This is a genomic window from Pseudomonas sp. fls2-241-TYG-175, assembly GCF_030209155.1.
GTDB classification, from domain to species: domain Bacteria; phylum Pseudomonadota; class Gammaproteobacteria; order Pseudomonadales; family Pseudomonadaceae; genus Aquipseudomonas; species Aquipseudomonas viridiflava.
On the sequence record NZ_JARVSO010000012.1, the window covers coordinates 52152 to 64860 of the forward strand.

The window sequence follows — 12709 nt, forward strand, 5'->3', positions numbered from 1 at the left end:
GAGGGTAACAATCTGTGACAAGTTGTCGCACTTGGTTACCGACCGGTGACACGCTCATGCAGACAGGCGCGCCCTGGCTACGCGCGAACCGTTGCTGCGCTCAAGCACGTCGCAGATCCGCTGGCCCGCCTGAATCACCTGATCCAGGTCGACTCCGGTTTCGATGCCCATGCCTTCGAGCATGTACAGCACGTCTTCGGTCGCAACGTTACCGCTGGCGCCCTTGGCATAAGGGCAGCCACCGAGGCCTGCCACAGAGCTGTCGAACACGTGAATCCCTTCCTCAAGGCTGGCGTAGATATTCACCAGCGCCTGACCGTAGGTGTCATGAAAGTGTCCCGCCAGCTTGCCGCGTGGAATCTGGCCGGCCACGGTGTTGAACAGGGCGTGGGTCGCGCCGGGCGTGCCGGTGCCGATGGTGTCGCCCAGCGAGATCTCGTAGCAGCCCATGGCGTGCAGTTCGTTGGCGACGGCAGCCACTTGCTCGGGGGCGATACGACCTTCATAAGGGCAGCCCAGCACGCAGGATACGTAACCCCGGACGCGCAGCCCGTGCAGACGCGCCGCCTCCATGATGGGCGCGAAACGCTCCAGGCTCTCGCTGATCGAGCAGTTGAGGTTGCGCTGCGAGAACGCTTCGGATGCAGCGGCGAACACCGCCACTTCCCGCACGCCAGCCGCCAGGGCGTCTTCGAAACCTCTGAAGTTAGGCGCCAGCGCCGAATAGATAACGCCCTCGCGGCGCTGAATTTGTTCAAAGACCTGCGCGGACCCGGCCATTTGCGGCACCCACTTGGGTGAGACAAAGCTGCCGACCTCGATGTGGCCCAGCCCTGCGGCGGTCAGGTCGTCCACCAGGCGGACCTTGTCTGCGATGCTGATGGGGCGTGATTCGTTCTGCAGGCCATCGCGCGGACCCACTTCTACAAGGCTTACGTGCTGGGGCAGGGACGTGGGCAAAGGCATGGCGAGGCTACCTGAAGTCATAAGGTTGGAGTGGCGGTTCGATCCAGTGCCGCACGGCAGCGTTCTTCCGCCGTATCGAGCTCAAGCTGCATCTGCTGGATGTCCAGTAACTGCTGTTCGAGCTGATCACGACGTTCGGCGATCTTGCCGAGCATGGTGTGCAGTTGCTTCTGGTTATCGCCGCTGGGGTCGTAGAGCGAGATCAGTTCCTTGCACTCGGCCAGCGAAAAGCCGATGCGCTTGCCGCGCAGAATCAGTTTCAGGGTGACCTTGTCGCGCGCCGAATAGATGCGTTCCATGCCGCGTCGCTCGGGGCAGAGCATGCCTTGTTCTTCATAGAAACGAATGGCGCGGGTGGTGATGTCCAGCTCGCGAGCGAGTTCTGAAATGCTGTAGGTCTGGCTGCTCATGGTGGGCTCAACGATAGACGTAGGGCTTAACCTACGGCCTGCTTGACGTTTACGTCAAGCAGGCGCGTTGATGAGTCGCCACCACAAAACAGTCTGTTTCAAGCTCGAATCAACTTTAACGTTAAGGATTTTATTTAAATTAATCAGATATTTGAGCGTTTAAGCTGAAGCTTTATCGAGGTTCTGTTCTTGCGCGGTAACCCGCTGACACAGCTCGATGATCTGCTCGCGCATCCAGCGATTGGCCGGGTCCTGATCCGTGCTTTCGTGCCAATAGAGGTGCGTTTCGACCGAGGGCACGTCATTCACCGGCAGGTACACGAAGTGCAGGTCATTGCGCCGGGCGAAGCGTTCCGGCACGGTCATGACCATGTCCGTCTGCTGCAAGACCTGTGTCGCCATCAGGTAGTGCTGGGAGCGCAGGGCGATCTTGCGCTGGATGCCCATCTTGCCCAGCGCCAGATCCACATGCCCCAATCCACTGCGCCGACTCGAAATATGAATGTGTGCCTGGGCCAGGTAGTCATCCAGTCCGAACGCCGGCTTGCCGGCCAGAGGGTGGCCTTTTCGCATGGCGCAGACATATCGGTCTTCCATCAGCTTGACGTGACGTACCTGCGGATCGGTGTTGAGCGGCGCATCGACTGCGAAATCCAGGCGCCCGGCCGCCAGTTCCTTGGTCGTCTCGCGGCGCTTGGACAGAAAGCTCTCGATGGTCACTGCTGGCGCCAGACGCCGCAGACGTTGAAACAGCAGCGGCAGAATCACCGCTTCGGTAAGGTCGGTCATGCTGATGCGATAGTTCTTGCTGGCCTGCTGCGGATTGAATATCCGGCTTTCCTGCACGGACACTCTCAGCAGAGACAGGGCATTGCGCACCGGACCGATGATGTTCTGCGCCATGGGGGTTGGGACCATGCCCTGGGCGGTGCGCACGAACAGCGCATCGTTGAAGGTTTCGCGCAAGCGTGCCAGCGCGTTTGACACGGCGGGCTGGGTAATCCCGACGATCTGTCCGGCCCGGGTCAGATTGGCTTCGGTGTAAATGGCGTCGAAGACAATGAATAGATTGAGATCAACCTTGCTCAGGTTCATTGGTGGAGCGCCTCGTCCTGTTTTTGTGGATCGTCGCTTGTGCCGCAACGTGGCTCGATCATATATCGGTTATGAATGTTTATACACGCTGAGAATAGATTAGATAAATGTCTGGGCGTTCTCTAGGATCATTCTCATCACAAAGACGCCCTGAAAAAAGGTAGCTGCTCATGGATTTTGCGTATTCCCCCAAGGTGCAGGCCCTGCGTGAGCGTGTGACCGCGTTCATGGATGCCTATGTGTATCCGGCCGAGCCGGTATTCGAGCGGCAGGTTGCAGAGGGTGACCGCTGGCAGCCGACGGCGATCATGGAGCAGCTCAAGGCGCAGGCGAGGGCGCAAGGGTTGTGGAACCTGTTCCTGCCCGAATCCGAACTGGGTGCCGGGCTGACCAATCTGGAATACGCGCCGCTTGCGGAAATCATGGGCCGTTCGCTGCTGGGGCCGGAACCCTTCAACTGCTCGGCACCGGACACCGGCAATATGGAAGTGCTGGTCCGCTATGCCAGCGAAGAGCAGAAAACCCGCTGGCTCGAGCCTCTGTTGCGTGGCGAGATTCGTTCGGCCTTTGCCATGACCGAGCCGGACGTTGCCTCATCCGATGCCACCAACATGGCTGCGCGGGCCGAACGTCAGGGCGATGAATGGGTGATCAACGGCCGTAAATGGTGGACATCCGGTGCCTGTGATCCACGCTGCAAAATCCTGATTTTCATGGGCCTGAGCAACCCGGATGGTCCGCGTCATCAGCAGCACTCCATGATTCTGGTGCCGGTCGACACGCCCGGCGTGAAAATAGTGCGGCCGCTGCCGGTATTCGGTTACGACGATGCGCCTCATGGTCACGCAGAGGTGCTGTTCGAAAACGTTCGCGTACCTTATGAAAACGTTCTGCTGGGAGAAGGACGCGGCTTCGAAATCGCTCAGGGGCGTCTCGGGCCGGGCCGTATCCACCACTGCATGCGCTCGATCGGCATGGCCGAACGGGCACTTGAATTGATGTGCAAGCGCTCCATCGATCGCGTCGCATTCGGCAAGCCTTTGGCGAGGCTCGGCGGCAATATCGACAAGATCGCCGATTCACGCATGGAAATCGACATGGCTCGCCTGCTGACACTCAAGGCGGCGTACATGATGGATACCGTGGGCAACAAGGTGGCGAAGAGCGAGATCGCGCAGATCAAGGTCGTGGCGCCCAACGTTGCGTTGAAGGTGATCGACCGGGCCATCCAGATGCATGGCGGCGCGGGCGTTTCCAATGATTTCCCGCTGGCCTACATGTATGCCATGCAACGTACCCTGCGCCTGGCCGATGGCCCTGACGAGGTCCACCGGGCGGCAATCGGCAAGTTTGAGCTGGGCAAGTACGTGCCTGCGGATGTGTTGCGCGGTCGTTCCTGAACCCTCTGACAGGCCGCTGCCCGCGGCAGATAAGCTTCGTTGGAGGCGCCACCAAGCCTTCGACCTGGCGCTGTCGCGCAGCAGATACGGGGCTGTGGGAGGTGGCTTGCCGGCGATGCAGTCGACGCGGTATGTCAGGAAAATCGCGCCATCGTTCATCGCCGGCAAGCCGCCTCCCTCGGTCCGTTGAAATGCCGCGAACCTCAGCTACTCCACCCACACCTCAACCCGCCGGTTCTTGATCCTTCCATCGTCCAGATCATTGGCCGCTACGGGCATCTCATCGCCAAGCCCCAGAATTTCACGAAAGGTCACACCGCTTTTCTGCAGTTCACGGCGCACGGCCATGGCTCTGAGCCTTGAGAGCAGCACCGCGCGCTCCGGGTCGCTCTTGGCGTCGCCGAAGCCGACCAGCGTGACATGCTGGTCAAGCTTCCCGTTGGCCTTCAGGTATTCCACCACGCGCTTCAGGTCCAGTTGGGCCTTGTTGTCCAGCCGCGCGCTGCCCTGAGCGAAGCGGAAGTTGACTGAAAGGCGCTCGGCCTTGCGGGTGAGGGATTGGTAATCGACCGGCATCTGGCTGGTTGTCGCGACCTTGACCGCCTGCACGGTCTGCGCGACGAACCCGTTCTGCGCCACGATGGCCTGACCCTCTGCGCTTTGGGCGAACTGCACCAGCGCTTCAGCCCAAGGCTGTTGTTTCAGTGGCGGTACATAGAAGAACAGGCGCCTCGACAGCGGATAATCCTCGGTGGCGATCAGGTTGACCGTCGGCAGCATGGGCTTTGAATCACCATCGGCAATTGCGATGGCACGGGCGCGACGAACGTAGGGCAGGCCAATGAAACCGATACCGTTACGGTCCTTGCTGACCTCATCGGACAGCTGCTCGCTGGACTCGAATCGTAGCGCGGCTTTGGACAGGCTCTTGCCCTGCTTGGCCAGCACCAGTTCCTTGAAGGTTTCCCAAGTCCCGGATTTCTCGTCGCGGGCGTAAAGCCGGATCGGGCCGGTTGTGCCGCCGACCTCGCTCCAGTCCCGGACCTCGCCTGAAAAGATCCGCGCCAGTTGCCGGGTATCCAGCACGCGCAATGGATTGGCCGGATGCAGAATCACGGCCACACCATCGATGGCAATGACTTGTTCTCCGGCAGTGCTTTGAAGGTCGCCCAGTCTTGCGAGGTCCGCAGCCTCCTGGGGCTTGATCGGGCGTGAGGAAGAGGCCATGTCGGCCGTCCCTGCATTCAGCGCCTCGAATCCGGTGCCTGAACCGTGGGCGGCGACTTCTACCCGAACGGGCTTATCCCTGCCGGGTACCGTGCCTACAACACGCTGTTCATTGGCGGCGTCGCCCGGCAAGGTCTGTACGGCTTGCAGGCCCTGTTGCCGCATCAGACCTTCGACCAGCGCTGGCCCGAGCTGGGCGTTGATGGTATTGGAACCTTGAATGCGCAGCGCGGGCGAATCGTCAGTCGGCATCGGCAGCAGGGGAGCCGCGACGCAGGGAAGGGTGGCGCTTGCAAGGAGCAGCGCCGCAAGCAGAGCGCGCAACATCGGCGGCACCTTGAATGAACGGAAGTGCCGAGAGAATAAGACAGGGACGTTACTGCAAAATGACAGTTTTCATGTCGGATGAGGCGCTACCTGCCCGGAATGTCGGGCAGGAGCTTGTGCTCGAGTGTCAGTTGAGTTCGAGCCAGATCGGCGCGTGGTCCGATGGCTTTTCCATGCCGCGCAGATCGTAATCCACCCCGGCAGCCTTGATGCGAGGCTGCAGGCCGCTGGAGGTCATGATCAGGTCGATCCTGAGGCCGCGCTTGGGTTCGTCTTCAAAACCTCGGCTGCGGTAGTCGAACCAGCTGAACCGATCGACGACTTCCGGGTGCAGGTGCCGGAAACTGTCCACCAGACCCCAGTTTTTCAAGCGTTCCATCCACTCGCGCTCTTCGGGCAGGAAACTGCATTTACCGGTTTTCAACCAACGCTTGGCGTTGTCCGGACCGATGCCGATGTCGCAGTCCTGTGGCGAAATGTTCACGTCGCCCATCACGATCAGCGGCTGCTCTTTGCTGAAACGGGTTTCCAGCAGCGTTTGCAGGTCGTTGTAAAAGCGCTGTTTGGCGGGGAACTTGGTCGGATGGTCGCGGCTTTCGCCCTGTGGGAAATAGCCGTTCATGATGGTAACGGACTGGCCGTCGGCATCGGCATAAGTACCCCAGATGAAGCGCTTCTGTGATTCTTCGTCGTCGCTGTCAAAGCCCTTGTGCAGTGCCAGCGGTGCCTGGCGCGACAATAGAGCGACGCCGTAATGACCTTTCTGTCCGTGAAAATGGACGTGGTAACCCAGGGCTTCTATCTCCGCCTGCGGAAACTGCTCATCTGAGACTTTGGTTTCCTGAAGACCGATCACGTCAGGCTGGTGTTTCTCGATCAGCGCTGCCAGCTGATGCGGTCGAGCGCGAAGCCCATTGATGTTGAACGAGACGATTTTCATAAAACGGCAGTCCTGAAGAAAAACAAACCGCGATGCTAGCTGACCTGTCGGCTGAGGGCCAGCAGAGCGGGCTGCCGAGCTATATCGAGCCTGTCGGACAATTTGTTTGAACTGTCGCAAGGTGCCATCACTCGAAACGATGCTTGCCCAAGTGCTGCGCAATAGCAGTCCCGTCATTATGAGGTCCGTCCATGTCCCAACCTGCTGCCATCCGGGGCGAAATTCGCCAGCTCGACAGTGGTTATGCCCGTGAAACCCGTGCCTTGCTGTTCCGTGCGTACCGTAACGATCCGACCTTCGCCTATGTCTTCAACTCGCAGCGCTCGGGCTTCGAGAACCGTATTCGCGAAACCATCCGCCAACTGGTCAAGCAGCACTTTCTGCAGAACCAGCCCGGGATGGGTCTGTTCATTGACGATCGTCTGGTGGGCGTGGCGCTCATTGCGCCGCCGCAGCGTCGTTTGGGCATCACTGAAAGCTGGGCATGGCGATTGCGCATGGTGGTAGGGACTGGCCTGAGCTGCACACAACGCTATCTGGCTTATTACAATGCAGTGCTCGCCTGTGTCCCATCGGAGACCGTACATGTGCTGCCGTTGATCGGGCTGGAGCCTGAGTTTCAGGGGCAAAAAACCGGTCAGGAGCTGAGCGAGCAACTGCTGCAGGCACTCCACGACTGGTGCTCGGAAGATGAAAATTCCGAAGGCATCGTGCTGGATACTGGAAACCCGCGCTATCTTGAGTTCTATAAGCGGCAGGGCTATCAGGAAATCGGCGAAATCGTGGTAGGACCTGTCCGCGAGCACGTCTTCTTTCACCCCAATCCTAAGGTCCCACTGGCGGTCCATGACGTAACGGTTTGAAACACCGTTGTTTTGGGGTTTTCAGCGTAGCCCTCAGGTCGTGCTAGCATCCATGCCCATGAAGCTTTTCAGAATATGCAGTGGCGGTGTGCTTGTGATGTCTTTGAGTGCTGCGGCCCTGGCCGATGCACGCCTTGATGTGCAGATCACGCCTGCCAACCCCGACCTCAAGGCCAACATCGAAGGTTATGTCGGTGAGCTTGGCGAGCGTAATGCCCAGGCGCTGCGCAACTTCAGTCTGGGTGCGGAACAGCAGGCAGAAAAGGCGGCTCAGGCGCTTGGTTACTACCAGGCGCAGATCGACAGTGAAATTCAGGACGGTGAAAACCCTCGCCTGGTCATCAAGGTCTTGCCGGGTGAGCCTATCCGCTTGCGCAACGTGGTCGTCCGGGTCGAGGGTCCGGCCGCGTCCCTGAAAGCGTTCAAGGTGCCGCGGAGCGATGCGCTCAAGGCCGGTGCCGTTCTGAACCATGGTCATTATGAAGACGCCAAACGGCTGATACAGAATCAGGCGTCGCGCTACGGCTTCTTCAGCGGTCGTTTCACGAGTCAGCGTCTTGCCATTGATCCGCGTGCTGGAGTAGCGGACATCGAACTGGTGTATGACAGCGGACCCCGCTATTCGCTGGGTAAGGTGATGTTCAGTGGTGATTCGCCCTTCGACGAAGATCTGCTCAAGCGAATGGTGCCGTTCAAGGAAAACACGCCTTACGATTCGCAGTTGATTGCGGAGCTGAATCAGGCGATGCAGGCAAGCGGCTATTTCGAGGGCGTGCGCGTGGACGCAGCACCGACCGCAGCGGTCGGTCAGGTTATCCCGGTCACGGTTCAGCTTGAAACCCGCAAGCCACGCACCATGGGGCTGGGTCTGGGTTTCTCCACCGACGTCGGGGTCAGAGGCAAGGCCAACTGGACCCGGCACTGGGCCAACGCCCAGGGTCACAGCTACGGGTTCGAGTCGGAACTCTCGGCCCCTCGGCAGAACGTGGGTCTTTGGTACGACGTGCCGCTCGATCCGCCGTTGACCGACAAGCTGCGTTTCGCGGGCGGCTATCAATACGAAGAGATCGCAGGTACCGACAGCCTCAGCAAGCTGCTGACCGTCGGCCCCGAATGGCATAGCAAATTGCCCAGTGGCTGGGAACGGGTGATTTCGCTTAAATGGCAACGCGAGGAATACCGGCTCGGCGATGATTCCGGTCTAAGCACCTTGCTGATGCCGGGCATCAGCTATTCCTATCTGCGCAGCGACGACCGCATCGACCCGCACAAAGGCTACCGGCTGCAATTCGATGCGCAAGTGGCCAAGGAGGGGTTGGGGTCTGACGCCAACCTGGTTCGCGGCAACGTGCTGCTCAAAGGCCTGACCACCGTTGCGCAAAATCACCGTTTCCTCGGGCGCGTGCAGTTCGGCGGCAACTTCACCGATGGCTACACCTCGATACCCCCATCACTGCGCTTCTTCGCGGGTGGCGATCAGAGCGTGCGCGGTTATGACTACCAGACCCTGTCACCGACCAATTCCGATGGCGACCGGATCGGTGGGCGCTACATGGTGGCCGGCAGCGTCGAGTATCAGTATTCCATTGCCGAAAAATGGCGACTCGCGACGTTCGTCGATCAGGGCAATTCATTCAACAACCTTGATCTGCCGAGTCTGAAAACCGGCGTGGGCTTTGGTGTGCGCTGGGTTTCTCCGGTCGGACCGCTGCGTCTCGATCTGGCGCATCCACTGGACGATGACGGCGGCGTTCGTCTGCACTTTTCCATGGGGCCGGAGCTTTGACGAGGATGAACATCAAGCGCGGCCTGAAAATCGCCGGCCTGAGCCTGCTGGCGGTTTTGCTGATTCTGGTGGCAAGCATCTGGATGGTAGTCGGCACCCAAAGTGGCAGCCAGTGGGCACTGGCGCGAGTGCCAGGCCTGCAACTGGAGAACTTTCAAGGCCGGCTGGGCGGGCAGTGGAGCGCCGACCGGTTGCTCTGGCTGCAAGGCGAGGACCGCGTCGAGGTCCAGGCGCTGGCATTCGACTGGACGCCGGGTTGCCTGCTCAAAATGACGCTCTGCATCGATCGACTGAACGCCGAAAAGGTCATGCTGCACTTTGCGCCCGGCACCGAGCCAGCCAAAGAAGGCCCCATCACGTTACCCAATCTCACGTTACCGCTGGCTATTCAGCTCAAGGATGTCCAGCTTGGCAGTCTGCAACTCGACGGCATCGAGCAATTGCGCGACCTCAGGCTTGCCGCGCACTGGACGGCTCAGGGGTTGCAGATCGACAGTGCGCATCTGCAACGTGACGAACTGGTGCTGGACCTCAACGGCCTGCTCGATCCTGCTGGCGACTGGCCGCTGACCCTTGACGGGCAATTGCAATTGCCGCCGCAGGACGGCAAACCCTGGACGCTGGCCCTGGATATTCAGGGCGATCTGCTCAATACCCTGCACCTTAAAGCCGACAGCAGCGGGTACCTGACAGGTGTTCTGAGTGGAGAGTTGCAACCGCTCGCCGAGCATTTGCCTGCTCGCCTGAAACTGACCTCGGATCGTTTCAGGCCCAGCGCCGGATTGCCGGAAACGATACAGCTCGATCAATTGCTACTGACCGCTGAAGGTAATCTGGACAGTGGCTATCAGATCAACGGAACGGCCAGCCTGCCTGCTGATAAAAGCCCCATGACTCTTGTGCTGCAAGGGCTGGCGGATGCCAAGGGCGCCACCATTGACGCGCTGAACCTCGCTGCCAGCGAGCAACAGCGCCTGTTGGTCAATGGCAAGCTGAACTGGGAAACCGGTTTCAGCGCAGACGCTTCCGTCGACTGGCTCGATTTCCCGTGGCAGCGGCTTTACCCGCTTGAAGCGGAGCCTCAAGTGGCGCTGCATGCATTCAAGGGTGATGTGTCCTACACCGACGGCAAGTACCTGGGGAATTTCAATGCCGGTCTCAAGGGGCCGGCCGGCGCGTTTACCGTCGTCAGCCCGTTCAGTGGCGACCTGCAGCGGATCTATCTGCCGCAACTGGAAATGGTAGCCGGGCAGGGCAAAGCCAGCGGTCATCTGAACCTGCAATTCGCCGACGGCATCGGCTGGGACACGGCACTGGACCTGAGCGCGCTGGATCCCTCGTTCTGGGTGGCTGAACTGCCCGGCACGCTGGCCGGTCCTTTGCGCAGCAAAGGGCAATTCAAAAACGAGCAACTGGAGCTGACCGCCGACCTGGATCTGAAAGGTCGCCTGCGCGGGCAACCCGCGGTGTTGCAGGTCAAGGCCGACGGCCGGGGTCAGCAATGGAATTTGGCCGGCCTGAGCATGCGCCTCGGTGACAACCGGATCGAGGGGCGCGGCAGTCTCGATCAGCGCCTGCAGGGTCAACTGGATCTGAATCTGCCGCGACTGGGCCAATTGTGGCCACGCCTGCAGGGTCAGGCTAAAGGACGTGTGGATCTGGCGGGCACCTTGAAGGCGCCGCAGGGCCAGCTCAATCTGCAAGGCAGCCAGCTCGCGTTTCAGGACAACCGTCTGCAAAGTCTGGTTGCCAGCGCGAAACTCGACCCGGCGCAACGCGCGACGATCAACGTCAAGGGCTCGGGTATTCAGGCGGGCGATACGGCGCTGGGGACGTTGACGCTGGACGGCCAGGGCACCCTCAAGGCGCAGCAGCTGAAGCTTGATTTGCAAGGACCGTTGCTCAAGCTGGCGCTCGCGCTGGACGGCACGCTGGATAACGGCAACTGGCGTGGCCGTCTGGCCAGTGGCAACGTCCAGAGCGGCGGGCAGGCCTGGCGTCTGCAACAGCCTGCAAAGATCGAACGACTGGCTGATGGCAAACTCAATTTTGGTGCGCATTGCTGGTTGTCCGGTAACGCCAGCCTCTGTGGTGAGGATCAGCGGCTGATGCCCGAGCCTCGCTTGCGCTATCACCTCAAGAACTTCCCGCTCGACAGCTTGGCCCAGTGGATGCCGAAGGATTTTGCCTGGAAAGGATCGCTCAACGCCGACGTTCAACTGGATGTGCCAGCAGCAGGCCCCAATGGCCAGATCACGGTCGATGCCGGTGGCGGCACCTTGCGGGTGCGTGATAAGGACCAATGGCTTGACTTCCCCTATCAGACGCTCAAGCTGACCAGCTCGTTGACCCCCAAGCGCATTGACTCGCGCCTCGATTTCGACGGTGCGAAGCTGGGGCGTCTGCTGCTGAGTGCGCAGATCGATCCGCTGTCCAGCAACAAGGCCCTGTCTGGTGAATTCAGCTTGTCGGGTCTGGACCTGTCGGTGGCGCGTCCGTTTGCACCCATGGTCGAGAAACTCAACGGTCGTCTGAACGGCAGTGGTCGTCTGTCGGGTGGATTGCTGGCACCGCTGGTCAATGGCAGCGTGACGCTGCAGGGCGGCGAAGTGTCGGGTCCAGAACTGCCGATGGAATTGCGTGATCTGAATGTCCAGGCGCTGATTGCCGGGGAGAGTGTTCAGGTGAACGGCGGCTGGAAAAGTGGCGCCACGGGGCAGGGTTCTTTGACCGGACAAGTTGCCTGGGCACAGGCCTTGGTGGTTGATCTGAGCCTGAAGGGTTCACGGCTGCCAATTCATGTGGAGCCTTACGCCGAAGTCGAAGCGGCACCTGATCTGAAAGTTTCGATGCAGGGCGAGCGGCTGGCGGTTTCAGGAAAAGTACTGATCCCCAAGGGCACTATCACCGTTCGTGAGTTGCCACCTTCAACCGTCAAGCTGTCGGGCGACACCGTGATTGTCGGCCAGCAGACCGAAGAGGGCGCACCGCCGCTTGCCGTTGCCATGGACATCGACGTGGAAGTCGGCCAGGACAAGCTCAGTTTCAGCGGTTTCGGCCTCACTGCCGATCTGGTCGGGCGTGTCCACATAGGTGACAACCTCGATACCCGAGGCGAGCTGAATCTCAATAACGGGCGTTATCGGGCCTACGGGCAACGCCTGACCATTCGCAAGGCGCGGCTGCTGTTTGCAGGGCCTGTGGATCAGCCTTATCTGGATATCGAAGCGATTCGTCAGACAGACGATGTGATCGCCGGTATTCGCCTGACCGGCAGCGCCGAACAGCCAACCACCGAAGTGTTCTCGGAGCCAGCGATGAGTCAGGAGCAGGCGCTGTCCTATCTGGTGATGGGCCGTCCGCTGGGCAATTCCGGTGAGGACAACAACATGGTGGCGCAAGCCGCGCTGGCACTGGGCGTTGCAGGCAGCGCTTCGACAACTGGCAAGTTGGCCGATAATCTGGGCATCAAGGACTTCGAACTGGATACCACCGGCACCGGCGACAAGACCAACGTGGTGGCCAGCGGCAAGATCACCGACAAGCTGAGTCTGCGCTACGGGGTTGGCGTGTTCGAGCCTGCCAATACCATCGCGTTGCGCTACCTGCTCAGCAAGCGGGTCTATCTGGAAGCGGCCAGTGGAATCGCCAGCTCGCTGGACATATTCTACAAGCGCGACTTTTGATAGCGGGGC

At 60.2% G+C, this 12709-nt stretch carries 9 protein-coding genes; 4 read left to right on the top strand and 5 right to left on the bottom strand.

Going from position 1 to position 12709, the window contains the following annotated elements; all coding sequences use genetic code 11:
* Positions 1–54: 54 nt before the first annotated feature.
* The 3 genes from QRN20_RS10125 to QRN20_RS10135 all read right to left on the bottom strand — a co-directional run bounded on the left by QRN20_RS10125 (position 55) and on the right by QRN20_RS10135 (position 2471).
* Entirely contained in the window at positions 55–966 is a 912-nt protein-coding gene (locus QRN20_RS10125) for a hydroxymethylglutaryl-CoA lyase (protein WP_032632945.1), read from the bottom strand.
* Between the two features lie 17 nt (positions 967–983).
* Positions 984–1376, bottom strand: a complete 393-nt coding sequence (locus QRN20_RS10130) for a MerR family transcriptional regulator (protein ID WP_025995485.1) — start codon at positions 1374–1376, stop codon at positions 984–986.
* Between the two features lie 159 nt (positions 1377–1535).
* Positions 1536–2471 carry a LysR family transcriptional regulator gene (locus tag QRN20_RS10135; RefSeq protein ID WP_043306085.1) on the bottom strand — a complete coding sequence of 312 codons (936 nt, stop codon included), beginning with the start codon at positions 2469–2471 and terminating at the stop codon, positions 1536–1538.
* A 170-nt stretch (positions 2472–2641) separates the two neighbouring features.
* On the opposite strand from QRN20_RS10135, the gene QRN20_RS10140 reads away from it, so the two are divergent.
* Complete coding sequence (locus QRN20_RS10140; RefSeq protein WP_058431451.1) at positions 2642–3871, top strand: acyl-CoA dehydrogenase; 1230 nt, start codon at positions 2642–2644, stop codon at positions 3869–3871.
* A gap of 207 nt (positions 3872–4078) precedes the next feature.
* Here the strand turns inward: QRN20_RS10140 and QRN20_RS10145 are convergent, their stop codons facing one another.
* Both QRN20_RS10145 and xthA read right to left on the bottom strand, forming a co-directional pair.
* The gene (locus QRN20_RS10145; RefSeq protein WP_058431452.1) at positions 4079–5425 is read right to left on the bottom strand and encodes a substrate-binding domain-containing protein; all 1347 of its coding nucleotides are present in this window, start codon (positions 5423–5425) and stop codon (positions 4079–4081) included.
* Positions 5426–5552: 127 nt separating this feature from the next.
* Positions 5553–6365: an exodeoxyribonuclease III gene (xthA, locus tag QRN20_RS10150; RefSeq protein ID WP_058431453.1), complete on the bottom strand. Its 813-nt coding sequence runs from the start codon at positions 6363–6365 to the stop codon at positions 5553–5555.
* Positions 6366–6556: 191 nt separating this feature from the next.
* On the opposite strand from xthA, the gene QRN20_RS10155 reads away from it, so the two are divergent.
* From QRN20_RS10155 to QRN20_RS10165, 3 genes are read left to right on the top strand one after another with little or no spacing between them, the layout of a single operon-like run.
* Positions 6557–7228 carry a GNAT family N-acetyltransferase gene (locus tag QRN20_RS10155; RefSeq protein WP_029241826.1) on the top strand — a complete coding sequence of 224 codons (672 nt, stop codon included), beginning with the start codon at positions 6557–6559 and terminating at the stop codon, positions 7226–7228.
* 58 nt (positions 7229–7286) lie between these two features.
* Positions 7287–9014: an autotransporter assembly complex protein TamA gene (locus QRN20_RS10160; RefSeq protein ID WP_285360293.1), complete on the top strand. Its 1728-nt coding sequence runs from the start codon at positions 7287–7289 to the stop codon at positions 9012–9014.
* 5 nt (positions 9015–9019) lie between these two features.
* Positions 9020–12700, top strand: a complete 3681-nt coding sequence (locus QRN20_RS10165) for a translocation/assembly module TamB domain-containing protein (RefSeq protein WP_285360294.1) — start codon at positions 9020–9022, stop codon at positions 12698–12700.
* The last annotated feature ends 9 nt before the right edge of the window (positions 12701–12709 follow it).